This is a genomic window from Halobacillus sp. Cin3, assembly GCF_947311855.1.
GTDB lineage: Bacteria > Bacillota > Bacilli > Bacillales > Halobacillaceae > Halobacillus > Halobacillus kuroshimensis.
Genome location: NZ_CAMZMV010000004.1, coordinates 421,175 through 446,010, shown reverse-complemented (window position 1 = coordinate 446,010; position 24,836 = coordinate 421,175). Strand labels below are relative to the sequence as shown.

General features: G+C 48.0%; 29 protein-coding genes. 12 read left to right on the top strand and 17 right to left on the bottom strand.

The features are described from left to right. Positions 1-431: 431 nt before the first annotated feature. From QMA39_RS15305 to QMA39_RS15295, 3 genes are read left to right on the top strand one after another with little or no spacing between them, the layout of a single operon-like run. Entirely contained in the window at positions 432-737 is a 306-nt protein-coding gene (locus QMA39_RS15305; RefSeq protein ID WP_027956175.1) for a hypothetical protein, read from the top strand. A gap of 16 nt (positions 738-753) precedes the next feature. After that, the gene (locus tag QMA39_RS15300; RefSeq protein ID WP_206934166.1) at positions 754-1,122 is read left to right on the top strand and encodes a DUF1428 family protein; all 369 of its coding nucleotides are present in this window, start codon (positions 754-756) and stop codon (positions 1,120-1,122) included. 18 nt (positions 1,123-1,140) lie between these two features. Next, a complete protein-coding gene (locus QMA39_RS15295; protein ID WP_281659238.1) occupies positions 1,141-2,061 on the top strand; it encodes a ketopantoate reductase family protein in 921 nt (306 codons plus the stop codon). 43 nt (positions 2,062-2,104) lie between these two features. On the opposite strand, the gene QMA39_RS15290 is transcribed toward QMA39_RS15295, so the two are convergent. Then, on the bottom strand, positions 2,105-2,680 hold the full coding sequence (locus tag QMA39_RS15290) for a M15 family metallopeptidase (protein ID WP_027956178.1): 576 nt from the start codon (positions 2,678-2,680) through the stop codon (positions 2,105-2,107). Positions 2,681-2,864: 184 nt separating this feature from the next. Between QMA39_RS15290 and QMA39_RS15285 the strand changes: the two genes are divergently transcribed. From QMA39_RS15285 to QMA39_RS15275, 3 genes are all read left to right on the top strand, one after another. Next, positions 2,865-3,500, top strand: coding sequence for a hypothetical protein (locus QMA39_RS15285; protein ID WP_206934164.1), 636 nt, complete (start codon positions 2,865-2,867; stop codon positions 3,498-3,500). A gap of 254 nt (positions 3,501-3,754) precedes the next feature. Then, positions 3,755-3,970: a hypothetical protein gene (locus tag QMA39_RS15280; protein WP_027956179.1), complete on the top strand. Its 216-nt coding sequence runs from the start codon at positions 3,755-3,757 to the stop codon at positions 3,968-3,970. 504 nt (positions 3,971-4,474) lie between these two features. Then, entirely contained in the window at positions 4,475-4,870 is a 396-nt protein-coding gene (locus QMA39_RS15275) for a hypothetical protein (RefSeq protein ID WP_281659237.1), read from the top strand. A 539-nt stretch (positions 4,871-5,409) separates the two neighbouring features. Here the strand turns inward: QMA39_RS15275 and QMA39_RS15270 are convergent. The 3 genes from QMA39_RS15270 to QMA39_RS15260 form a co-directional block, all read right to left on the bottom strand. Next, entirely contained in the window at positions 5,410-5,604 is a 195-nt protein-coding gene (locus QMA39_RS15270) for a YwbE family protein (RefSeq protein WP_027956182.1), read from the bottom strand. 100 nt (positions 5,605-5,704) lie between these two features. Next, complete coding sequence (locus tag QMA39_RS15265) at positions 5,705-5,917, bottom strand: DUF2188 domain-containing protein (RefSeq protein ID WP_027956183.1); 213 nt, start codon at positions 5,915-5,917, stop codon at positions 5,705-5,707. 73 nt (positions 5,918-5,990) lie between these two features. Further along, on the bottom strand, positions 5,991-6,449 hold the full coding sequence (locus tag QMA39_RS15260; protein ID WP_281659236.1) for a DUF2188 domain-containing protein: 459 nt from the start codon (positions 6,447-6,449) through the stop codon (positions 5,991-5,993). Between the two features lie 170 nt (positions 6,450-6,619). Between QMA39_RS15260 and pxpB the strand changes: the two genes are divergently transcribed. From pxpB to QMA39_RS15235, 5 genes are all read left to right on the top strand, one after another. After that, positions 6,620-7,339, top strand: coding sequence for a 5-oxoprolinase subunit PxpB (pxpB, locus tag QMA39_RS15255; RefSeq protein ID WP_027956185.1), 720 nt, complete (start codon positions 6,620-6,622; stop codon positions 7,337-7,339). Continuing rightward, entirely contained in the window at positions 7,336-8,337 is a 1,002-nt protein-coding gene (locus QMA39_RS15250) for a biotin-dependent carboxyltransferase family protein (RefSeq protein WP_206934156.1), read from the top strand. Before pxpB ends, QMA39_RS15250 begins: the two co-directional genes overlap by 4 nt. Positions 8,338-8,349: 12 nt before the next feature. Further along, positions 8,350-9,123, top strand: a complete 774-nt coding sequence (locus QMA39_RS15245) for a 5-oxoprolinase subunit PxpA (protein WP_206934154.1) — start codon at positions 8,350-8,352, stop codon at positions 9,121-9,123. Between the two features lie 17 nt (positions 9,124-9,140). After that, positions 9,141-10,331 carry an NRAMP family divalent metal transporter gene (locus QMA39_RS15240; protein ID WP_027956188.1) on the top strand — a complete coding sequence of 397 codons (1,191 nt, stop codon included), beginning with the start codon at positions 9,141-9,143 and terminating at the stop codon, positions 10,329-10,331. 105 nt (positions 10,332-10,436) lie between these two features. Then, the gene (locus QMA39_RS15235) at positions 10,437-11,099 is read left to right on the top strand and encodes an O-methyltransferase (protein ID WP_281659235.1); all 663 of its coding nucleotides are present in this window, start codon (positions 10,437-10,439) and stop codon (positions 11,097-11,099) included. 90 nt (positions 11,100-11,189) lie between these two features. On the opposite strand, the gene QMA39_RS15230 is transcribed toward QMA39_RS15235, so the two are convergent. From QMA39_RS15230 to QMA39_RS15180, 11 genes are all read right to left on the bottom strand, one after another. Then, entirely contained in the window at positions 11,190-12,002 is an 813-nt protein-coding gene (locus QMA39_RS15230) for a protein phosphatase 2C domain-containing protein (RefSeq protein WP_281659234.1), read from the bottom strand. Further along, positions 11,999-12,556 (bottom strand): GNAT family protein, encoded by a 558-nt coding sequence (locus QMA39_RS15225; RefSeq protein WP_206934149.1) that lies wholly within the window; start codon positions 12,554-12,556, stop codon positions 11,999-12,001. The genes QMA39_RS15230 and QMA39_RS15225 overlap by 4 nt, the downstream gene beginning before the upstream one ends. Positions 12,557-12,727: 171 nt before the next feature. Then, the gene (locus QMA39_RS15220; protein ID WP_281659233.1) at positions 12,728-13,702 is read right to left on the bottom strand and encodes a quinone oxidoreductase; all 975 of its coding nucleotides are present in this window, start codon (positions 13,700-13,702) and stop codon (positions 12,728-12,730) included. Positions 13,703-13,712: 10 nt separating this feature from the next. Next, positions 13,713-14,498, bottom strand: a complete 786-nt coding sequence (locus QMA39_RS15215; protein ID WP_027956193.1) for an enoyl-CoA hydratase — start codon at positions 14,496-14,498, stop codon at positions 13,713-13,715. A gap of 14 nt (positions 14,499-14,512) precedes the next feature. Next, entirely contained in the window at positions 14,513-16,273 is a 1,761-nt protein-coding gene (locus QMA39_RS15210; protein WP_281659232.1) for an acyl-CoA dehydrogenase family protein, read from the bottom strand. Continuing rightward, on the bottom strand, positions 16,260-16,997 hold the full coding sequence (locus QMA39_RS15205) for a 2-phosphosulfolactate phosphatase (RefSeq protein ID WP_027956195.1): 738 nt from the start codon (positions 16,995-16,997) through the stop codon (positions 16,260-16,262). Before QMA39_RS15205 ends, QMA39_RS15210 begins: the two co-directional genes overlap by 14 nt. Before the next feature lie 2 nt (positions 16,998-16,999). Further along, the gene (locus QMA39_RS15200; RefSeq protein WP_281659231.1) at positions 17,000-18,061 is read right to left on the bottom strand and encodes a phosphotransferase family protein; all 1,062 of its coding nucleotides are present in this window, start codon (positions 18,059-18,061) and stop codon (positions 17,000-17,002) included. Between the two features lie 10 nt (positions 18,062-18,071). Beyond that, positions 18,072-18,470, bottom strand: coding sequence for a thioesterase family protein (locus QMA39_RS15195; RefSeq protein ID WP_027956197.1), 399 nt, complete (start codon positions 18,468-18,470; stop codon positions 18,072-18,074). 12 nt (positions 18,471-18,482) lie between these two features. Then, positions 18,483-19,355 carry a 3-hydroxyacyl-CoA dehydrogenase family protein gene (locus QMA39_RS15190; protein WP_281659230.1) on the bottom strand — a complete coding sequence of 291 codons (873 nt, stop codon included), beginning with the start codon at positions 19,353-19,355 and terminating at the stop codon, positions 18,483-18,485. Positions 19,356-19,430: 75 nt separating this feature from the next. Next, on the bottom strand, positions 19,431-20,210 hold the full coding sequence (locus QMA39_RS15185; protein WP_027956199.1) for an SDR family oxidoreductase: 780 nt from the start codon (positions 20,208-20,210) through the stop codon (positions 19,431-19,433). 497 nt (positions 20,211-20,707) lie between these two features. Beyond that, the gene (locus tag QMA39_RS15180; RefSeq protein ID WP_027956200.1) at positions 20,708-20,917 is read right to left on the bottom strand and encodes a hypothetical protein; all 210 of its coding nucleotides are present in this window, start codon (positions 20,915-20,917) and stop codon (positions 20,708-20,710) included. A gap of 283 nt (positions 20,918-21,200) precedes the next feature. On the opposite strand from QMA39_RS15180, the gene QMA39_RS15175 reads away from it, so the two are divergent. Further along, entirely contained in the window at positions 21,201-22,037 is an 837-nt protein-coding gene (locus QMA39_RS15175) for an STAS domain-containing protein (RefSeq protein ID WP_027956201.1), read from the top strand. Positions 22,038-22,499: 462 nt separating this feature from the next. Here QMA39_RS15175 and QMA39_RS15170 read toward each other — a convergent pair whose 3' ends face one another. Together QMA39_RS15170 and QMA39_RS15165 are read right to left on the bottom strand one after the other, a co-directional pair. Beyond that, entirely contained in the window at positions 22,500-23,279 is a 780-nt protein-coding gene (locus QMA39_RS15170; protein ID WP_281659229.1) for a nucleotidyltransferase domain-containing protein, read from the bottom strand. A gap of 284 nt (positions 23,280-23,563) precedes the next feature. Continuing rightward, positions 23,564-24,823, bottom strand: coding sequence for a glutamate-5-semialdehyde dehydrogenase (locus QMA39_RS15165; protein WP_281659228.1), 1,260 nt, complete (start codon positions 24,821-24,823; stop codon positions 23,564-23,566). Between the last annotated feature and the right edge of the window lie 13 nt (positions 24,824-24,836).

Below are 24,836 nucleotides of genomic sequence, written 5' to 3'. Positions count from 1 at the left end.
GATCTTCCTCCACGGAGGTGATTGACTTATGACCTCGAGGGACTGGGCACTGCAGCTGGACATCCCAGAAATGCGGAGTCACCCCGATAGACTCGACATGCATAAGACAAGCCCTGCAGTGAAGTGATCTTTCTTAACGTAAGGGATTGACTTATGTCACGAGAGTCTGGGTGGCAGAGCTGAACATCCCAGAAATGCGGAGCCATCCCATTCAAAACCCTATATCCCGAGAGCGGGAACCTGCCAAGCCTTCCGATCAGAACTCGGGAGGCTTGGTTTTTATCCGCGTAATTAAAGGACTCTTCCCCGTTCATGTCGAAATAAGGCCGTAAGGAATATCAGTTTCTTTTCACTTTCCATGAATTGAAAGGTTTTAAAATTTCCTATAAGGTTAAAAAAGTGGATAGAACATGTGAAAAGGAGACTAACGAATGAAACTATCAACAATATTAAAATGGGTGACCGGAGGATGTGAAGCGCTTCTTGCAATTCCATTCATCGGGGGGTTATTTGTCGTTGGAAGCGGATGGAACGCCCTCCTCTTTATGTTTGTGGCCCACTTGATTACTCTGATTTTTGCCGTACGGGATAATCGGACTTATGCGGGCAGTGTACTCGGAATGATCACAAGTGCCCTGGCGTGGATACCGGTTCTCGGCTGGATTCTGCACTCCGTTACCGCCATATTCCTATTAATAGACGCCGGACGCGCGACCAGTTTAGATAAAAAAGCATAAAAAAAGGGGACATCCAATGTTTACTATTATTTGTTTTTTCAGAGTAGAACAGCGAAATATAGACAAATTTTTGAAAATCACCAAAAAGTCTGGAGAAATCCTTGAAAATCACGGAACCCTTGAGCACAACATTTATTTTGCCCGCGAGTTAACCGGAAGACAAGGTTCCATGGGACTGCTGAACCTTGTCGAAATGGAAGAGAATGAAGAACTATTCCTCGGCCAATCGGTTTTTGAAAGTGAAGAGCACTACCATAACGTTATGAAAGAAGTCGGTTTTGATGATATGATCCACTATCTGGATGGGAACATCAAAGATATTGTAGAAATGAATCGTGTCGTTACATCAAGCTTTACAACAGAACGCGTTGCGGAAACCAATTAATCACGGAGGTGCAGGTTGATGAGAATCGTTGTATTTGGTGCAGGTGCTCTCGGCGCCTATTTTGGGGCGCGCTGGGAGGAAGCTGGTCATGAAGTGATTAACCTCGTACGGGAAGGCCGTGCAGAACAGCTGGAGAAGAATGGTTTGAAATTACATAGCGAAATGGGCAGCTATGAGTCGGACACTCCCATCATCGCCAGAAGTCCAGAGGAAATCCACGAGCCTGATTTGGTGTTTCTTGCGGTTAAAGGATATCATCTGCACGGGACGATGGACTGGCTGAAAGCCCTCGTCCAAAAAGGAGCCAAAGTATTTCCAGTCCTCAATGGTATGGAACACATCAGCATTCTCCAGAAAGAGCTGGGGGAGGAAGCAGTCCTCGGCGGGCTCTCCTATATCATAGCCACTCTGGATGATGCCGGACATGTCGTCCATACAAGTGAATTCCATGATTTAGTATTCGGTCCTCTTCATCCATCCCAGCAGGCCATCTGTGAAGAGCTGGCTCTTGCCTGCAATCAGGCAAATATGACCGGAACATTGAGTCCGAACATCCTTGAGGATATGTGGAAAAAGTACATGTTTATTACAGCTTTTTCAGGTATTACAACAGCTGTCAATCAACCCATCGGTGTTGTCCGAAGCTTTCCACAAACCCTGCGTATTGCCGAGCGCATGCTTTCAGAGATGAAAGAACTGGCAAATGCCCATAAGATTAACCTGACAGATGAACACGTTCAAAACGGCTTCGAAAAACTGCGCAGCCTCGGAGAAGATATGACGTCTTCCATGCACCAGGACCGCAGGAAAGGCCTGCCTTTGGAAGTAGAGCATTTGCACGGAGGCGCACTGCGTCTCGGTAGTGAAGTCGGTTTATCCCTTCCCTACATCGAAACGGTCTTCGGAATGATCAAACCCTATGAAACGTTCCAGCAATAACAAATACCGCAGCGGACACCTGCCAGGTGACTGCTGCGGTATTTTATTTCGCATAATCTTCGACATCCGGACGCTTGCCGTACTGAAGTTCCCGGATGGACAACCCAAAATCCATCTGCAGGTGAGGGTAATCCTTGAAGTTTTCCCAGTCTCCTCCCCACGTGAATCCAAGATCCTTAGCTGTCTCTACAACTTCCATCCAATCCGATTGCCCATTGTCATTGCCGTCATAATTCATATCCCAGACGACACGCCCATCTTTCGTTTCAATGGCAAAGTCTATAGCAAGACCATAATTATGATAAGATTCCCCGCCTTCTGCATAGGTCACAATTCTGCCATCCTCAGATCTCCCCTGCTCGTAGAGAGTATCCTGCTCCCCGACTGACCGATGACCATCTGTAATGACGACAGCAATCCCTTTCTCTTCGGCACGGTTGACAAGTTTCACTTTATTCTCCTGAACAACAGGATGAAGGGTATCAGGAATTGGTACATCCTCTTTCTGCAAAAAGGAAGGCCCTGCTTCATTTTCAATATATGGAATCACATAAAAGAACAAAAAACCGATTCCGATAATTCCAAGAAGGAACTTCAGAAAGTTTACTAGAATCCGCACACATGTCTCTCCTCTTCCTCTTTAACTTGAGAATACCACAAACCCTTTCCCACGGAAACGAATCACACTCTGCCAATGTTTTGCATAAACAAAGCAGACGAGAACAGGAAAAACTCTTTTCGAAAGGATGAGGAGCAATGATATAATAATAGGAGATTCGACACAGGCCGGGAGAAGGATGTACATGAAACGACTACTAAGAAAACCAAAGCGCACACTCTATGAATTGTTGATGGTCGGCCTTGCCGCGCTGTCCATTGCCACCATATGGCAGCAGACAGGCTACAACAGTGTTATAGTCTGGTCCACGTGGTCGATTTTTTTCCTCGACTTTCTTTATCGATTAATAACCAGTGAAAAGAAGTGGGAGTTCATCAAGAAAAACCCCTTCATCGTTATAGCTGCTGTTCCGCTGGATGCAGTCTTCCAAGTGGCACGGGTGGCCCGGATTCTCCACCTGCTCCGCCTGAAATCAATGACGAAGTACTATACCATGCCTTTTATCCGCTTCCTAAAGCGTCAGCACCTTTCAGGAGTACTTGGAATCACCTTCCTTCTCATCTTCCTGCTGATTATCCCTCTAAACTTGTACGAAAAGGAGCTGGAAACCTACGCGGATGCGATGCAGAGCGCTATCCTCTCGCTCACTTTTTTCGGAAGGTCGGGATTCGAACCGGAGACAGCTGCCGGTCATACCATCATCGTCATCTTCACTATCCTCGGTGTCATCATTCACGGATTAATCATCAGCACCGCTGTCGATTACATCATGCAGATCCCATTCATCCAAAACATCAAACAGAAGTTCACCAGCAAATAAACTGCGGGCGGTCAGCCGCTCGTTCCTGTCTGTTAAGCATTTGCCGGCTACGGTGCTTTCCGCATGAAGAGTTTGCGGTGCGCGGGAACATCTTAAAAGGGAAGGTCTTCTATTTCACAGGAGAGCTTCCCTTTGTGTCGTTCTAAGCAAAAAACTTACATGCTGAAGAGTCCAGTGTGCGATGGGCGTTTAAGAGATGGCAGAAAAAGGAATAGACAAGCAGAATACTATCATCGATGGAGGTGGACAGCTGTATGGCTGAAAAGAACAAAAAACAGAACAACCGTCTGGCAGAGGATGATCAGAGCTTCAAGGAAAAGCTGGAGAAAGAAAAATTGATAGATAATGTCCCTGACGAAGAAATGCGTCAAAAACTCGCTCACGACGAAAAGAAACATAAAAAATCCAAGAACGATTCACTTACGGAAGAAGAATTCGATGAGGACATGAAGCCTGATCAGAAGGACTAGGTTTATTTTTCAATAAGCTGGGGAATGCTTATTTATGTACCGACGCCGCTGTTCAATCCGTAAATCAAACACACATCATGGTAGACGATACTCAAAACGATATTTGACATACATCAACTTCTAATCTATACTAGGTATTGATGCTCGTTAAAAGAGCAATTCGGAAAAAGAAAGAGTGATTTGTATGAGACTGGCATTCTGCTACGTTTTGATACGACTTAATCACACTGGATCAGCTTCGGAGCTGTAAGGATGCAATAGAGGTAGGGATTGCGTCGTTTAAGTTGCTTAAAAACTACCATGTAGAATTAAACAACCGCGGCAATACCGTGGATGAATCGATCCACGAAGACTTGTTTATCTAACACAAGGTGAAAAACTTCAGATATTTTCCGAAAGTACAAAAGCGCATCGGGCTATTCCCCGGTGCGCTTTTTCCATAGGAGTACGTTTAACCTTTTTTCTCTCATGGTAATATAGCCATAGAGGGAAGGAGTTTTGATGATGACCGACTACTTAAGCCGTATAGAGCCTGAAGAAGTGCGCTTTTTTATGGATGTTTCAGAATTTAAATCGATCGTATCGGAAATGCTTGGTGAAGCACGGCACATTGTGCAGGTGGAAGTGAGCTATGAGATTGTAGAAAATCCCGGCACATCTCCCTTGATTCGTCCCATGATCCAATTGACGGAAATCAGCCGCTTTACAGAAGAAGACCGCCACAAGGTTCTGCAGTCCGGCTTCTCTATTGATCGTGAGCCTTTTGATAACGGGGATTATGCGATGGAACAGATTTTTGGAACAGAATACACGATTGCTCATGCTGAAGAGGATGATGACGGCGCTTTTTTCACCATAGAAATGCCTTATCGATATTATTCTGCATTGGCAAATCCATAAAAAAGGTGCCGTCTATAAACGGCACCTTTCTGCTTGTATAGAAACCCCAGTTTCTTTACAAACTTCTTTCTTTCTTACCGCCAGGAGCGAAAGCCCCTTCCCTTTCCGCGGACGAGCGCCCGAGCTTCCTCGCAAAACCCACGCTCGGCGATCTCGGACCGCTCGTTCTTCCGCAGGAGTGGAAGGGGCACCGCTCCTTGGGAGTTCTTTAACATCGAAAAAGACTCTCCTCCACCCTGCGCAGCCCATGCCGTTCTTTTTAATCGGCGTAGAGCACAATCTCTCTCCTCTATGTTCTAACATCGGCACGGGGAGCGTTCGGTGGTGATGCCTGCGGGAACAGCACGGACCGAAGATCCACTTGGGCAGATGATCTTCCTGACCAAGTCAGCTGAGGGCGTGCCCGCGGCATTCATCCACCAATAAGCGGAATGTGACGCTTTACACGACAAAGGGACAACTCTAACTGGTTAACACAGGCTTTTTCTACAGCCAAAAGGTGCCGTCTTTTAGACGGCACCTTTCTGTTTGTCGGCTTTTTATTCGTGTATATGCTTGACTCTTCCAACCTGCCCATCCTGCAGACGCACTTTAATGCCGTGCGGATGAGACGGAGATTTAGTAAGAATGTCCTTCACTTTCCCTCTTGTCAGCTTCCCTGTCCGCTGATCCTGCTTCAAAACGATATCCACCTCTGCTCCAGTCTGAATATCACTGCGTTTTTGTCCACTCATCGGAATCCTTCCTTCCATCTGACCATTATCCATTTATCTTACCACAGGCCTTGGAAAGAAAACATAGCAAAAGCACCCGGATCCGGGTGCTTTTCACTGATCAGCTGGAATAATTGTATTGATTCTGAATGGTCCCTTTTTCCGTATGAATGATGGCTGACGTCCCTTTGTTCTGTGCAATCTCCTTCGCACGATCAATCGCATCCTGCTTGTTCTCATAGATTTTCGTCGGTTGTTCGGCTCCTTCTGCCTTGACAGCCCAGCCGTCCTCATGAGGAACAACGTGTTCTGCCTGGTTCTTAGATTCAGCCACTATGAATTCCTCCTTTATATAATGTATAAAAACAATATCCTGTTTCCACCCATTTTAAACATAAAATTCCATCTCAAAAAGATTGTTTATTCTGAATGGACCCGTCTTTCTTATGAATAATCACCTGAGTCCCTTTATTTTCAGCGATTTCTTTTGCACGACTGACTGCTTCTTGTTTGGTTTCGTAAACATTGGACGGCTTTTCTGCATCCTCCGCTTTGACAGCCCATCCCTGCTCGTGAGAAAGGACATGTTCGCCTTTGTCCATCAATTCCGGACGCGATTCTGACCCCCCACCCTGATCTTCTCCCCTGCTCCTCAGTGCCTTGTCAGTCATCTGCTTCACTTTTTTCCGTTCTTCCTCGCCCGCATGGCTGCTCCATTCCTTCGCCTGTTCAATGGCAATCGGAATGGCTCTTCCTTCCTCATACCCTTCATCCAGCATAGCATTGGCGATGTCTATGGCCTTTTTCCGGACAGCTGTATTCAGATTCTTCAATGAACTTGGGTAATCGTCGTTATCCCATGGCATCCTTGCCCCCTCCATTTCCTTGTTTATTCCTTTATTCCATTCAAGCCCTATCCTTTAACCCTTTGCTGTAATGGATTCTTAAATTGAAAGCGGCCTTAAAATAGGCTACGATAAGAGGTAAGGATTTTTCAGCCTTACGACAAAACTCAAGGAATAAAGGAGGTTATTGTATGGATTGGTCCCTGCATCCCTTAGGTGATCAGGCGGTGTTGATTGAATTCGGAAACGAAATCAGTGAAGAAATCAATCAGACTGTGCAGGCGGCAGCGAGCAGCCTCGACGAATGGCAGCCGGAATGGATGATCGAGTACATCCCCGCTTTTACGACGGTGACGCTTTTTTATGATCCTCTTTACATAGCCAATCATAAAACCTCACGGAACCAGCTCCCCTACGATTGGGTTCACCATCAGGTATCTCAATTTTTGTCCACTTTAACAATCAAGGAATCCGGGTCGGCCCGGACGGTGGAAATCCCTGTCTGTTACGGTGGCGAGCTCGGCCCGGATCTGTCTTATGTGGCTGAGAAGAATGGGTTGACAGAAGAAGAAGTCATTGAAAAACATATGAACGGAGACTACTTGGTTTATATGATCGGTTTTGCACCCGGTTTCCCCTATATCGGCGGTATGGACCCAGCCATTGCAACACCCAGGAGAAAAGATCCTCGTTTGAAGATCCCATCCGGTACGGTCGGAATAGCCGGCGCCCAGACAGGCGTCTATCCTTTGGAAACACCAGGAGGATGGCAGTTGATCGGTCGAACACCATCAAAGATGTTTGATCCATCAAACGAAGAATCTCCCACTCTTCTACAGGCTGGAGACCGGATCCAATTTAAAAGGATTACCCAAGAAGAGTATGAAAACCTGAAGGAGGGCGGAGAATGATACATGTATTGAAACCCGGACTCCTTACGACCATTCAGGACTTTGGCAGGTACGGACATCAAAAGCACGGCGTCATTGCCAGCGGGGTGATGGATCAGGAAGCTTACCGGATTGCCAATCTTCTGGTTGGTAATGAACAGCACGCCCCTGTTCTTGAAGTTACGTTAATGGGCCCTGTACTGGAATTCCAGCAGGACGTCTGCCTATCCATCTGCGGCGGCGATTTGACTCCGATGGTAAACGGAGAACGTGTAGGGACATGGAAACCTCTTTACATAAAACAAGGCAGTGAACTTCGTTTCGGAAAACCGAAAACCGGCTTCCGTGCCTATTTGGCTGTGGCAGGCGGATTTGATATCCCTCTTACAATGAACAGCGCGTCGACTTACATCCGCGCGGGTATCGGCGGACATCAAGGACGACCGCTCGAGAAAGGGGATGTTCTTGAACCTTCTGATTTTTCTCACCTCTCCAATCGTGTAATGGAGCAGCTGAAAGCAGACACCGGCGACTCCAGCTTCCATGAGGCTTCCTGGTACGTCGGACATGACTTCAACCACAATGGATATACAAAGGATCCAATCCGGATTATGCCGGGGCGGGAATATGATTGGTTTGATGAAGAAAGCCGGGGCCGCTTGACGAGTGAGACATTCAACATTGATTCCAAGTCGGACCGTATGGGCTATCGGTTGACCGGGTGTCGGTTATCGGCTGTGGAAGAACGTGATCTTCTCTCAGAGGCTGTAACCTTCGGGACCATCCAGGTGCCTGCCGAGGGAAATCCGATTATTCTTCTCGCAGACCGTCAGACGACCGGCGGCTATCCAAAAATCGCACAAGTCGCTTCTGTCGATCTTCCAAGGCTTGCACAGATGCGTCCTGGAGAATCCTTTTCGTTTACGATGATCACCCATGAGGAAGCTCAGCGCTTGTATCTGCAGCAGGAGAAGGATATTAAGCTGTTAGCGCGGGGCATTGAAATGAAATTAAAATAAGGGGGAATACGCATGTACGTTGTTGATTTGAACTGTGATATGGGAGAAAGCTTCGGGTCCTACACAATCGGACGGGACGAAGAAATGATGAACTATGTGACTTCCGTGAATATCGCCTGCGGCTATCACGCTGGTGATCCATCCATTATGAAGAAAACCGTACGCATGGCCATCCAGTATGGTGTAGGAATCGGTGCACATCCGGGCCTTCCGGATTTGGCTGGTTTCGGCCGCCGACCGATGGAGATTTCACCAGAAGAAGCATATGATATGGTCGTTTACCAGGTCGGTGCGCTTCAAGGGTTTGTCCAGGCGGAAGGCGGTCAGCTCCAGCACGTCAAACCACATGGCGCCCTTTTCAATATGGCCGCTAAAAACCGCCCTCTGGCTGACGCTGTTGCCAAAGCAGTTTATGATGTGGACGCCTCACTCATCCTGTTTGGGCTGGCTGGCAGTGAATTAATCCACGCAGGTAAGGCTGCCGGATTGAAAACAGCAAGTGAAGTCTTTTCTGACCGTACCTATCAGCAGGATGGCTCTCTCACTTCACGCCGGGAACCGAATGCTCTGATTACCGATCATGAAGAAGCGGTTAATCAGGTGATTCGTATGGTCAAAGAAAGAAAAGTGTCAACGCTTCAAGATATCGATATCGATATCGATGCAGAAACGATTTGTATCCACGGAGACGGCGCAAGCGCTGTTGACTTCGCGAAATACATACGGGAGGCTTTCGAGGAATCAGGCATCCAGCTTGAAGCTATTGGATCGGTCTTATCACGGTAAGTAGAAAGGAGAACAACATGAAACAACAATCGACCAGAAGTCTCCTCTTAGGGGCCGCTTTCCTTATGGCGACCTCCGCCATCGGGCCGGGATTTCTAACACAAACCACACACTTTACCGAACAGCTTGCTGCGAGTTTCGGTTTTGTCATCCTCATATCCATCATCATTGATATTGGTGCGCAGTTGAACATCTGGCGGATCATCGCCGTTTCGGAAAAACCGGCGCAGGATATAGCGAACAGCCTTCTGCCGGGTCTCGGCGTTTTCTTATCCATCCTCATTGTAGCCGGAGGTCTCGCTTTTAATATCGGGAACATTGCCGGTGCCGGACTGGGGACCAATGTCCTTTTCGGCATCTCTCCTGAGATGGGTGCTCTGTTCAGCGGTATTGTAGCCGTCGCCGTCTTCCTCGTTCGGGAGGCTGGTAAAGTGATGGACCGGTTCGCACAGATTGCCGGTTTTATCATGATCGCTCTTACAATCTTTGTTATGTTTTCAGCCAACCCGCCTATCGGGGAGGCGGCTGCCAAAACATTCGCCCCGGATACGATTGATTTCCTGGCGATTGTCACACTAGTCGGTGGAACCGTCGGTGGATATATCACCTTCGCAGGGGGCCACCGTCTTCTGGACGCCGGTGTAAAGGGACAGGAATCCCTGGGGCAGGTAACGAAAAGCTCCGTATCGGCGATCGGAATCGCTTCCGTTATGAGGATTTTCCTTTTCCTCGCCTCTCTTGGGGTGGTCGCTTCCGGTGTGACCCTCGACCCATCCAACCCGCCGGCCTCTGTATTCCAGGCCGCAGCAGGAAATATCGGATATAAGATTTTCGGCATTATCATGTGGGCGGCCGCTGTTACTTCTGTTGTCGGTGCAGCCTACACATCTGTCTCTTTCATCCGTACATTCAGTAAAACCATCGAGAAGTACCACAAGTGGTTTATCGTCGGGTTTATTGTCATTTCCACCACGGTCTTTGTTTCCATCGGGAAACCTGTCAAAGTTCTGATTCTTGTCGGGTCTTTGAACGGATTAATCCTTCCGATTGCTCTCGGGGTCATGCTTGTGGCCGCTTATAAAACGAAGATCGTCGGAGATTACAAACATCCACTCTGGCTTACAATCTTCGGAGCCCTCATTGTCATTGCAATGGCTTATATGGGCGGTGTATCCTTGATTCAAGGTATTCCACAGCTTTTTGAATAAATAGAAAAACGGGCGGTCCGCTGGGTTCCGCCCGTTCTTTGTATCACTCATCTTTCCAGCTGCTGGGTGGTAAACGGCATCAAAAAAAGAAAAGGAGAGGATTTTATGAGCGAACGTGAAACGTGGGAGAAAGTAGATGAATACGTCATCGACCGGCTGATCCCGGAGGATGAGGCAATGGCTTCAATCACAGCCCTGAATAAAAAAGAAGGTCTGCCTTCCATCGGTGTCTCCGCTGCGCAGGGGAAAATGCTCTACCTTTATGTCAAGATGAAAGCAGCCCGGAGAGTTTTGGAAATCGGAACGCTTGGCGGATACAGCTCAATCTGGATGGCTAAAGCACTGCCGGAAAATGGAGCGCTGACCACTCTTGAGTTTAATCCAAAACATGCTGAAACAGCCGCCATCAACATGGAAAACGCTGGTGTGAAGGATAAAATATCCATTCACGTCGGGCCTGCTCTCGAAACGCTTCCTATGCTCGAGAATGACGAGCCCTTCGACTTTATTTTCATCGATGCCGATAAGGAGAACAATCCCCACTATATCGAACACGTATTGAAACTGTCCAAACCAGGAACAACCATCCTGGTCGACAACGTTATTCGGAACGGTAAAATCCTCGAGGAAGACAGCGGATCCGAAAGTATCCATGGAATCCGGCAGATGTTCGACCTTCTCCACAATCACCCTCGTCTGGAGAGCACCGTCTTCCAGACAGTTGGGAACAAAGGTTATGACGGTTTTCTACTTGCGGTTGTCGAATAATAACGGAATTTATCCTAACTATAAAACCTGCCGGATGATCGATTGACAGCGGTCGTCCTGCAGGTTTTTTTCTTTTCATCAACAAGCAGGTTATGAAAAACGCAGGTGAATAACGGTCCGGTCATCAATCGGAAGCCGGTGTTTCTCTAAATAGGAAGTAAGATCGCTGATATAGGAGCGTATCCCTTCCTGCTTCATTCGTCTGCATGTCTCTTCCAAAGAAAGTTCAGGGTGGAATAAACCGTCACTTACAAGCCATAGATCTTCAAGCTCTTCAACTGGGTAGGAGCCTGAATCAAGATGGGTCATCACCTCCGGCATACCGTTGGCTACCGTATAACCTCCTGGTATGTTGGCCAGGCTCCGGTTATACTGAAGCTGATGTAGAAGCACGTCGTAATACGGCTCTTCCTTAACCTGCAGCCCCTTTTCTCTGTCTTTCTCTCTTTTCATTTTTGCGCGGGCGCTGATTCCTGCGACTGTATCTGTCGTGAGCACATGAACTGCGCCCTTTTTATCACCGGCCATAATCATACAATCTCCCAGATGAGCATAGTGGAAATGCCTGTGTTCCAATTTAATCGCAGCCACACACGTCGACCACCGCTCCTCTCCTTTGGACGTATCCACTCCGGCTGAAACCATCTCTTCAAACAAATCGATGTTGGCCTCCTCCACTGTTCTGATCAAGGAATCTACTCCGTCCATGTTCTGCATGTGTTCTCTGAAACGATGGGCAGCAAGATAGGCGCCGTTATGACCATCCTGATCTTCAAACGAAACAAGCGGCGTAGCTCCATCAAACACGCCGTAAACACCGGCACCTTCATGAAGAACATACGCATCTTCGCTTTCTTTTTTGGCGGGACTTTTCAACTGGACAACTTCTACCTGATACTTCATATATCCACCGTCCGTTTGATCCAGTCTTTTTTAAGCATGCCGTAAACCACATGATCTGTATACTCATCATAGAGGAGGGCGGCGCTGCGGATGAGCCCTTCCTCTACAAAACCGAGACGCTCAGGGACAGCTCTGCTTTTTTCATTCTGCTCCGCCGCACGGATTTCGATCCGGTTCATGCCAAGCGTATGAAAGGCATAATCAAATAATTCCCGGCAGGCGCGTGTCAACAGACCTTTCCCTTTAAATTCCTCTCCCATCCAGTAACCGATGCTGGTCTTTTTGTTGTTGTAATCGAGTTCGTGAAAATCAACAATCCCGGCGATCCGCCCTTCCCAAAGGATACAGACCGTCCAGCCATTATTTTCAGCATATCTCTTTAGACTGCTTTGGATAAAACCCCGGGTGTCCTCCACCGTCTTCGTGAGATCAATCCACGGAAGCCACGTTCGAAGGTGATCCCTGGATTGGTCCGATAATTGAAAGAGTTCTTCTGCGTCTTCGTGGCCAATTAATTTCAATGACAACTGATCATCAACTGTATAGGTAAACAAGATAATAGCCTCCTTTATTTCTGCGTGTCCTGTGTATTCGACAAGTTTCCAATTGATTCCTCCCTGTCCTTGGATCCCCTTCAAGAAAGGGACAGATTCTCAGACGCACCGTTGAAGATCCATAAACATAGAAAAGCTGCCGGGAAATTCCCCGACAGCCCTAAAGCAGCATTATGGCTTAAGCACCAGCTTTCCTTTCGTTTTTCTCCCCTGCATCAGTTCATGAACTTTGGCCGCTTCCTCCAATGAATAAACGCCGCCTACCGTCAAGTTTACATCGCCGGTATTCACTAGTTCCAATAAGTGGTGAAGGCTTCGTTTAAACATTTCCGGCTTTTTCATAATCTGCGGGAGGAAAAAACCGATGACGGATAAGTTTCGGTTCATCAACCCGGAAGGATACATTTTTGCCGGATCTCCACTGGCTACCCCATACACGACAACACGACCGAAGGACCGCATACACTTCACCGTTTCGTGAAAAATGTCTCCTCCTGCCATTTCCAGAGCAACATCGACCCCGCGGCCGCCCGTCATTTCAAGAACATCGTCCCGCCAGTTCTCCTTCGTATAGTCCACCACTTCATCGGCTCCAAGTTCAAGAGCCAGCTGCCGCTTCTCTTCTGTACTTGCCGTTGCAATGACTTTCCCTGCACCAAACTGTTTCGCCAGCTGCACCGCAAGCGATCCTACTCCTCCTGCTGCAGCATGAACAAGGACCGTTTCTCCGTGCTCCATCCGGCCCATCGTCGTTAGAATGTGATAAGCGGTCAGTCCCTGTAGAGGAATGGCCACTGCTGTTTCATCATCCACCTCATCAGGAATCGGAATGAGCGAAGCGGCCTTCGCTTTCGCATACTCCGCATACCCACCGGATTCAATCAAAGTCACGACACGGTCCCCTTCGTTCACATCCTGGACGTCGGATCCGACAGCTTCCACAACACCAGCCACTTCAGCACCAGGTATAAAGGGTAGTGGTGTCGGAACCACATAGGCCCCTTCTCTCCGGGCCGTATCGGCATAGTTGACACCGACAGCCGATACTTTGACAAGCACTTCATCCTTAGCCAGAGACGGCTTTTCAACATCCACTTTTTCAAGGACGGATGGACTTCCATATTGTTTAAATTGAATAGCTTTCATCATTTGCCCCTCACTTCCCTGTAAACTGCGGTTTCCGCTTTTCCTTAAATGCAGCTACACCTTCTTTATGATCCATTGTTTCAGCCATCATTGTTTGAGAGATCCGCTCCTGCTCCAGGATAGCGGCAAGGTCGGATTGATCGGATTGATCAACAATTTTCTTCATCATACCGATGGCCCTCCCCGGCCCTTTGGCCAGACGAAGCGCATAATTCATCGCTTCCTCTTCCAGCTCGCCAGCTGGAATCACTCTGTTGACGAGGCCCCACTCTGATGCTGTCTCAACCGGAATCGGTTCGGCAGTAAACAGCAGCTCTTTCGTCCGGTACGGCCCGATGAGACGGGAAAGGAAATAGTGACCGCCGCCATCGGAAATCAAGCCGACCTGCGCAAAGCTCAAAACAAACCGGCTTTCTTCAGCTGCTAGAATCTGATCACAGGCAAGAGCAAGATTGAATCCTGCTCCGGCCGCATACCCATGGACGACCGCTACGACCGGCTTCGGTACATCTTTGATCTTCAGAATCAGTTTATTCAACTCACCGACATGATCATACAAATGCTGGGCCGAGGCTTCGCCCATGCTTTTCACATCGCCGCCTGCAGAAAAAGACCGACCTGCTCCGGACAGCGTAATCACTTTCACTTCCTCATTCCTGGAGGCCTCTTCCAAAGCTTCCATCAAACCACCGATCATTTGATCAGAAAATGCGTTCAGACTGTCCGGGCGGTTCAGTACACAGGACATGACGGGTCCATTGATATCCACAGCTACATGATCATTACCTAATTTCATCTTCATCTCTCCTTTTAAACTTTATAGTGACCGGATTCTACCATCTGTTCAGCAAGGCGGCGGTTCCGATCCAGGCTTCCTTCAAAGGAATACACACTTAACAGGGCTGCAGCACTCCTCAATGCCTTCATCCGTTCTTCTCCTCTAAGGAGAGAAGAAAACAAGCGGCCTACAGACCGGCGGACGTTTTCAACGGAGCGCTCGATGACGGTCTCTGCCAGCTGCAGGTGAAGACTTGAGCTCCCACTGCCTTTTTTGGCACGAAGAACGCTGGACTCGGAGCGGTAGATTTCAATGGCTATGTCTGCCAGCTCCATCAATGTTTCCTGCTCATCTTTAATGGCGGATCCATAAATTTTATAAGCAGCTCCAGCGGAAACAAGATATAAATCTTTACACAACGCGACCGCCTCTTCGAGCTTCGGCACAGGGCCCTGCTCCCGTTTGTAACCACCTGTTTTCAAGGAATCATCGGCCTGTTTCACTAAGGCATGTGTATCTATTTCCGCTTTTCCGGCTGTTTGGAAAAAGGCCCCCGGGATAAGCAGACGATTAATCTCGTTGGTTCCTTCAAAAATGCGGTTGATCCGCGCATCACGATAAGCTTGTTCAACCGGATATTCCTTGATGAACCCCGCCCCTCCGTGAAGCTGCACCGCTTCATCTACGACACGATCCAATGTTTCAGATCCGACAATCTTGCAGATGGCCGCTTCCATACGATGCTCGTTCATCGCTTTGGCCACAGCCTGTTTGTCTTCTGTATCATAGTGGCCCGCGAGTGCTGATTCAATATGCCCTGCTGTCCTGTACATGACCGATTCAGCCGCATATAAATCCGCGGCCATCCAGGCCAGTTTCTGCTTACTTGCCCTGAAATCCGTGATTGCTTTTCCAAACTGCCGCCGCTCGGAAGCATGAGCAAGAGCGAGCTGAAAGCTGTACTTCGCGGCACCAAGCGTCGCAAACCCTAAGTTAAACCGACCGAGATTCAACACATTCAAAGCAATCAAATGCCCCCGGCCGACGTCTCCCAGAAGATTCTCCGCCGGGACCTGACAGTCTTCCATAACGACCGAGCAGGTGGAGGATCCTTTGATTCCCATTTTGTCTTCCTCCGGCCCGATCGACAGCCCCGGCAAATCCTTTTCTACGATAAAAGCTGTAAAATGCTCTCCATCCACTTTCGCATATACGATGAACGTATCGGAAAACGCGGCATTTGTTATATAGATTTTCGTTCCATTAAGCACATAGTGCGATCCGCTCTCGTTCATGACAGCTGTCGTTTTTGCGGATAAAGCGTCCGACCCTGCTTCCGGTTCTGTCAGGCAGTAGGCACCTATAAAAGCTCCGGAGGCAAGTTTCGGCAGGTATTTCTTCTTCTGTTCCTCCGAACCGAAGTAAGTAATCGGCAGAGTGGCGATACACGTATGATTGGAATGGGCCACACTGTAGCCGCCGGCGCTCCCCAACGCCTCCCCCACGATGCCTTTGCTGATTTTATCAAGCCCGAGACCACCGTACTTTTCCGGAATGCTGTGAGCCAGGAGCCCCAGGTCCCCTGCTTTTTTCATCTTCCGGGCAACGAAGTCATAATCGCCTCGTTCGATGCGTTCCCTGTGTGGACGCACCTCCCCTTCAATAAACTGACGAGCGGTCCGTCCAATCATCCGGTGCTCTTCCGTCTGATCCTCCGGGGTGAAAACCGTCTCTGGATCCACATCAGAAGTGAGGAATCGACCACCTTTCCATTCATGTTTAACTGGATGCATAATGTCCCTCCTTGACTTGTCCTGTTATTTTGTCGTAAGCAAGAACCGCTTCAACCACTCCTTCCTGTGCAGCGAAGTCGATCTCCGCAGGATCGAGACCATGTTTCATTAGCCAGTTTCCAATCCGGCAGGAACGAAGCAATTCCCGGGCCTCACCACCGCCTTTATAAAAATGCAGGGATGTTAACGCCCCATCTGAAAGCTCCCAATTTCCATCCTGCTGCATATGATGGACAAGACTTCCTGCTCCATAAAAATCCTCCATTGTAAACAGACCGCTTGAACCAGAACATATGATCACAATGGTTTCCCCGCTGTGAGATTCGTTCAGATGCCTGGCCGTTGACGGGTTGTTGAGCAGCGATGAGGCATAAAGATCTGCCGCTTTTTGAGCCTTGTGAAGTGCGACCGTACCATTCGTAGTCGTCAAAATAAGATGTTTACCTGCAACAAATTTTTTCAGTTGATTTCGTAAAGGCGGATAAAACCCCTCAATCGTACGACCTTGATCCTCGCCGGCAAGAAGGAAGGGCTGGTCAAATGCCTCTGCCGTTTTCCGAGCTAGCTCAGGACTGTAAACAGGGAGCACAGACAGCGCCCCATCAGCTATCGCGGCCGTCATTGTCGAGGTTGCAAAAAGCACGTCAAAAACCACAGCTGTTTTCCCGGTCAGCTTTTCAGGTTGTATGTCTTCCTTTTTGAAAATGACTTCGATTTTCCCCATACCTACAGCCCCGCCGTTTCTTCCGCATGATGAATCAAGTTATTGACAAAATGATTCATTTGGGCAAATCTTAGATCCTCTGTCTGACCATTTTTATACCGGAAGTAAATCTGCTGGATAATTCCAGCCAGCTTAAAGTAAGCAAATGTCAAATAGACATGGATGTCGTCAACATTCCGGCCACTCTTCAAAGAGTAAGCGTTTACAAATTCATCCCTGGTAAAAAAACCTTCCTTTACAGTGACCGGCGGTCTACCCAGCCCTTCCTGCAGCATCGGTGGATCATCGGATTGGATCCAATAGCTGAGCGCTGCTCCCAGGTCTGCAAGCGGGTCTCCGACGGTTGTCATTTCCCAGTCAAACAGCCCGACCATTTCAGCATGATTCTGCTTACTGAACATGGCATTGTTCAACTTGTAATCATAATGAATAACAGAAGCTGCTCCGGATAAAGGGATATGATCCACCAGCCACTTCTTCAGCCGTTCTCCTGAAACAACATCGTCCGTCCGCGAACGGTCGTACCGTTTAATCCATCCGTGTACTTGACGCTCCATAAATCCATCAGGCTTCACCATATGGGCGAGTTCTGTTCTCGAATAATCCACAGCATGAAGTTCGGCAAGCTTGTCCACCATCGTCTGTGAAATCCGCCTTCCGAGCTCCGCATTCCCTTCTACCCCCTCTGGAAAATGTTTATCATAGACGATTCCTTCTCTACGTTCCATAATGAAAAAAGGGGATCCGATCAAATCACCAGATTCAAAGAGAAAAGGTCTCGGGGCCAGTGGATAAACTGGATGAAGCGCCTGGAGTACGGTATATTCCCGCTCCATATCATGGGCCTTTGGAGCAACCGGTCCAAGCGGCGGACGCCTCAGCACAACCTTCCAGTCTTCTCCCGCAGAAAGCTCATACGTTAAGTTGGAGTGTCCGGCACCGAACTGTCTGATGGTAAGCTCCTCGTCCGGCATATTCAAGCGTTCTTTCAAAAAAGGAATCAAGATCTCATAATCCAGCTCTTCACCTTTACGCACTGCCTGCGTATCTTTCGTATCGGCCATCCGACCCCTCCTATTTCACAACGGGCTTATGCTCCTCCAGACGCTTTCTCATTTCCTCTGTAAATGGCAGGCTTCTCTGTTTTTCAAAATCAAACTGCACGATGACTGAACTTCCCTCAGCCACGACTTCCTGTGAATCTTTCTCCACCATCTCCTGGATCAGATGAAAACTGGAGTTTCCGATTTTCGCTACGCTGCTCTTTATGATCAGGGTCTGATTGAAGTACACCTGCTTAAGAAAATCACATTTGGCAGAAGCCAGAATGAAATTCCACTCCTCCCCGACAAGCTTCAGTTCTTCGAAAAATCGAATGCGGGAATCTTCCATGTAAACAAAGAAATTGCTGTTGTTCACATGGCCGAGCATATCCGTCTCACAAAATCGTACTGTTACCTCTATCTCGTGCATGCCCTACTCCTCCTACTGATTCACCTTCGTTTCATACGTATAAAAGCCCTTCCCTGTCTTCCGGCCCAGTTCACCCGCTTCCACTTTCTCCGTCATCGTTCTTGGTGGAAGGTTGGCAGGATCGCCAGTTTCGTTGTACTGCTGCTGCATCACATAACAACCGACATCGATGCCTGACAAGTCCATGAGCTCGAAAGGACCGATCGGATGACTCAATGCCTTGCGGGTGATTTTATCGATATCCTTGAAGTCCGCGTACCCACCTTCATACAGGCTCACCGCCTCTTTCTGGATTGCAAAAAGAATGCGGTTGGCAATAAAACCTGAAATCTCTTTCTCCAGTAAAACAGCCGTACGGTTCAACGCCCGGCAGACGTCCATAGCGGATTCTGCTGTCTCCTGTGATGTATGCTCCCCTTTGACCACTTCCACACAGTCCATAACAAGGGGAGGATAAAAGAAGTGCATGTTACAGACCTTTTCTGGACGTGAAACCACATCAGCGATTAACGAACTGACAATTGTAGAAGAGTTGGTAGCAAGCACTGTATGAGAAGGGACAACCTCATTAAGCTGGGCAAATACTTCCCGCTTCACATCCAGCTTTTCCACAACGGCTTCGATGACAAGGTCAGCTTCCCCCGCCGCTTCCCGCAAGTCGGTCGTAAAGGAAAGACGCTCAAAGGCTTCAGCTTTTTCCTGTTCAGAAATTTTGTCCTTGTTCACCCATTTCGCCATGATCTGCTCCAGCTTGTCCTTCGCTTCCCCTAAAGCATTGGGACGGACATCCTGCACATACGTATCAAAACCGGCAAGCGCTGACAGCATGGCGATTTGATGCCCCATACTCCCCGCTCCAATTACTGCGATCTGTTTCATCTTCATGCGATTCCTCCTCTAAAAACTTGAAAATCAGCCTTTTTATCCCGTGTAAGTCTGCCCTTTACCAAGCCGTTCTTATCAGCACGAAGCATGCATACCGCCATCAACGACAAGCACATCCCCTGTCACATAATCAGACGCACGGGAAGCCAGGAAAAGAGCCGCTCCTTTCAAATCCTCATCCGACCCGAAGCGGTTGAGAGGGGTGCGGTCCAGAATGAATTCTCCTCCCTGTTCCAGTAGTCCTTTCGACATTTTGGTAGGGAAAAATCCAGGAGCAAGGGCATTCACTTGAATATTGTGGGCTCCCCACTTTACAGCAAGGTCCTTCGTGAAGGTGATGACCGCCCCTTTACTCGCGTTATAGCCGATCGTATCCATGAATCGAGGGTCTGCTCCGCCAAGCCCCGCTACAGAAGCGATGTTAATAATCTTGCCTGACTTTTGATTCACCATGATCTCTCCGACCTTCTGAGACATTAAGAACGTCCCTGTCACGTTGACATTCATCACTTTTTGGAAGGCTTCCAGCGGCATTTCCAACGTTGGCGCCCCCCAGCTTGCACCGCTGTTATTGACGAGAATATCAATGGTGCCGAACTTTTCCACCGTTTTTTGAACGACATGCTCAATGTCTTCTACGTTTGTTACATCACAACCATAAGCGGCTGTCCTGACTCCGTATTCTGCTTCAAGCTGCCGGGCGGTTTCCTCACATGCCTCTCGTTTCCGGGAGCAAAGGACGAGATTCGCGCCCGCCTCTGCAAATCCTTCAGCCATCTGTTTTCCAAGCCCTCGTCCCCCGCCGGTTACGAGCGCCGTCTTCCCCGATAGATCGAACAACTCCTTCACATGCATCAGCTCACTCCTTAAAAGTTCAGTTATGTAACATACCAAACGGTTAGTATGTTTCCATTCTACTCTCATTATTCTGAAAATTCAACCAGAAAATGAATGAACATTCACCTTTTACACATGCAAACAAGAAGGGTTCTGTCCCATTTTTTATAGAAAAAAAACACAAAAAGAATGCCAGTGTACGCTGGCATTCTTTAAACGGAAGGTCTTCCTTGTATATGCAGGCTACAGCTGCCGCTTTTCCTCCCGCTGTCCTATACCTTATGCATCCACCTCTCCCCCCGGATTGGCCTTTGTCCTATATCAGGCTCTAACAGGACGGAAGCACAGCCCTTTTTTCCTGTCCGGAATAGAATATAAGAGATCGAATAGAAAGGAGGATACTGCCTTTGAAACACAATTCTTACAGCTGCTGCTCCGTAACAAGGACGGTGGCAGCCATCATAAAAGATCAGAAAATAGTGGCCGGTCGTCACTCTGAAACGAGCTGCCGCACATCAATCGCAGCTCTGCGCGGTGATTATCAGCACCGACAAGGAAATACGACCATTCCATTTATGTTGTACTGCAAAGATGGACAACGCTTCTGCGGTAATGGGATCAAAGAAAAGGAGGGCAGATTTGTATGCTTTACATCTTGTATATTCAAAGCGGTCAGTCTCTCCCCCGACCACTCCTGTACTGTTCTGGAGCTGCTGATTCAGCACGAAAGTCCTTCCTGTCACAGCTCTTCCCACTCCTATACAGGATCCGGAACATGTATGACAGTCGACCTTTCCTGCTTCTGCTCCATCCGATGTTTAGGAACCACTACTCCAAGGAAAACATGGTAGACGTAGATGAATAGATCTGCACCAGTCCGGAGGTTGTTTTATTTCCTTACTCAGCCGCCTAAAGATGGAAAATACAAGGGATACCTTATATAATAAAATTATCTATGATGCTCTCCGGATTTTATGAGAGGCTCAAGTAGAGAGAGGAGCTTCCCCATTGAAAGCCAACTTAGCATTTCGCGAATTTCTATTGAAGAAAGCGTCGATTCTAACAGAAGAATGGTATAATTCCCTCGATCAAAGTTCGGTTTCCGGCGTCTACGCCTCCCGTGATCAGGCAACCATTGAAAACTTGAAATCCCAAAACTTTGCATTTCACAAACACCTGGCCGAAATCTTCACTCTGGATAAAGAGGCATTTCTCGCTCACATGAACGACTGGATCGTGGAAATTGGACGGGACCCCCACCATCTTGAGACCCCTACACACGAAATCATGCGGGAATTCATGCGTGTCCGTATCCAATACCTGGATTTCCTCAAGGAATTCATTGAAACCCAGAATGTCAACGTAGACAGGGATAGAGAAACACGCTGGACCCGTCTCCTTGTGGATGCCTTCGATCAGATCATGTACCAGGTGGTCGAGGAAAAATCCAATTACTTGAACCGTACGATTGAAAAACAGCAGTCGACCATCAATGAATTGAGTTCTCCATTGATTCAACTGTCGAATGACCAGGCACTCCTGCCTCTTGTCGGAAACATTGATACCGACCGGGCCGCTGCCATCCAGGAGAATATACTGAGAAAATGCACCGACCAGGATGTAGACTTGCTGTACATAGATTTGTCAGGAGTCTATCTCGTGGACACGATGGTTGCCCAGCAGATTTTCCAGCTGATTGACAGCCTCCGCTTGATCGGAGTATCCTCAACGGTCGTCGGCATCCGTCCGGAAATTGCACAGACCGCTGTTTCCCTCGGCCTCGACTTCAGTCACGTGACGACGACAGCGACGTTATCGCAGGCAATGGCCGGTCAAACCTTTTAAAAAACCAGCTTGTAGAGAAACTTATGTTTCTTTATAAGCTTTTTTTCTTTCTTACCGACAGAAGCGAAAGCCCCTTGGCAGTTCTTTAACATCGAAAAAGACTCTCCTTCACCCCACTCACCCTTGCTGGATGGAGGACAATCTTTTTCATATTCCGGCAGGCAGCCGTCATCAGTGGCTGTTCCTTTACTTTTTCTTTTCCACGCAAGCGGCCACAGCTCAGCCCATGCCGTTCTTTTGAATCTGCGAACCTGTGCACACGAGGAGCGTTCGGTGGTAATGCCTGCGGGAACAGCACCGGCCGAAGATCCACTTGGGCAGGCGACCTCCCTGACCAGGTCAGCTGAGGGCGTGCCCGCGGCATTCATCCACCGATAAGCGGAAAGTGCCCTTCACACGACAAATGGACAACTCTAACTAGGTAACACAGGTTTTTTCTACAGCCAAAAACCAGCTTCCTGATCAAACAGGATGCTGGTTTTTTAATTCGAAGATCATACGCTCCAAAAACGGAAGGGTATCGTTCTTCCCTTTCCACACCTTTTGAAGCCACACAGACTCCTCTTCTATTAAGTGAATAAGAACATTTACAGCTGTAGGATGCTCCCTCAGAGACAAGTGCTGGTACACCTTTTGCAGCTTCTTTTTAACCCCGGCAGGAAGGGATCGATCTGCCGTTTTCAATCCAAGCTGCGCACGATCGGGAGCATAATGCTGGAGAAGGACCTTCGCTGCATTCAAAGCCAGATCATTCAACATTTTACATGCCCACATATCATTCCCGCGATCGGAAGCTTTTTTATACTGCAGTAAAAAAAAGGTGACATCATCAACCGCATCCTGAAAATCATGTTCATCTAAATAAAGCTGCTGTTCCTGTTGATGCTTTTCCATTCGTCCTTCAGGATCGTACAGCACCCGAATGTAATCCTTATGGATAAGCGTTTCTTCTGTAACTGTAAATAGATCCACGTGCAGGAGGTTATCATAAACCGCAATCACCTGTGGAGCAATGATGAAAATTTCATCATAAAACAAAAGGGGTTGATAACATAAAAGATGTGTTTTTCTCTTCTTTAGAAATGCATGCTGTTCCTCTTCATCCACAAGGACGTAAAGATCCACATCTGAATGGACATGTTCTTCCCTTCTGCCCATGGATCCTTTTAAAAAGACAGCCTTAACGAGTGAATCCCCTTTTAAGCTTTCCAGCAATACCTCTACAGCCTCTCCCTGCCTCATCGCCACCCCTCCTGTAAAAATATGATTCCAACATCATACAATGATTGGGGATTAAAGTAAATGACCACAGGAAATGGGAGAAATAAAAAGTGAGTCCCCTTTCCTATGCGCCTCCTTGATCAAAAAGAATCTTCTTTATTCAGTCATCCGAGCCACAAAGTGTTTCGTCCTTAAGCGCAACGTTTCTTCGTTATCCCTGCTGTTCCAACCCATTTTTCAGTTACATAAAAAAAACAGGCTGTCGAGAGAATATTCTCGACAGCCTGAAAAATGCTGATCTCCGTTTATCGGATTTGACCGTTTCCTTTCATGAGGAACTTAATCGTTGTCAATGCCGGCAGTCCCATTGGTCCGCGGGCATGAAGTTTTTGCGTGGAAATACCGATTTCCGCTCCAAATCCAAGTGCCCCGCCATCTGTAAAGCGTGTGGACGCATTGTGATAGAGAGCCGCTGCATCAACAAGCGCAAAGAAGTGATCGGCAGCTTTTTGGTCTTCTGTGACAATGGCTTCAGAGTGCTTCGTTCCATACGTTTCAATATGCGCGATTGCATCTGTCAGATTGTCTACAGCTTTCACCGCTAGATCTGTGCTCAAATATTCATTAGCCCAGTCTTCTTCTCCAGCTGGAACAGCGCCTGGAATCGTATCAACGATGTGCTCATCGCCATGAACAGCAATGTTGTGCTCTTTCAATGCAGCGATTAAGGCATCTTGATGCTCTTTCAACCAGCTTTTGTGAACAACCAGCGTTTCTGCTGCGTTACAAACAGCCGGACGGTCGGTTTTTGCGTTGATCAAAATGTTCAGTGCTTTTTCCACATCCGCCTGTTCATCGATATAGATATGGCAGTTGCCGACACCTGTTTCAAGAACAGGAACCGTGGCGTTTTCCACGACAGCCTGAATCAAACGTCCGCCTCCACGTGGAATCAATACGTCGATATGCTCTTTCATTGTAAACAGTTCGTTCGTAGCTGCACGATCTGTAGAAGCGATGAACTGTACAGCTTCTTTAGGCATCCTCGTCTCTTCAAGTCCTTTGTGAATGACTTTTACAATAGCCTCGTTTGAGTGAATAGCAGACGAGCCGCCTTTCAGGACAATCGCATTGCCTGATTTCAAAGCGAGTCCTGTAGCATCGACGGTCACGTTCGGACGTGCTTCATAAATCATACCGATCACACCGAGGGGAACGGTCACTTTCTCTACCTGCAGTCCATTTTCCAGCGTCCAGTCTGTCAGGACCTGCCCCGTTGGATCTTCCAGTTCTGCGACGTCACGAAGCCCCTGGGCAAAATCCTGCACTCGTTCTTTGGACAAGGAAAGACGGTCCATGAACGCATCCGTAAAGCCTTGCTCGCGTCCATTGGCCAGATCTTTTTCGTTGGCCTGCAGAATGCTTTCGTATTCACGTTCAAGTACATCAGCCAGATGAAGCAGCGCTTCATTCTTTTCTTCTTTTGAAAGGATCATCAGCTGTTTGGATGCTTTTTTCGCTTCTATTGCCTGAGCTTCCACATTTACATTCATAGTTACAGTCATCAAAGACCTCCTT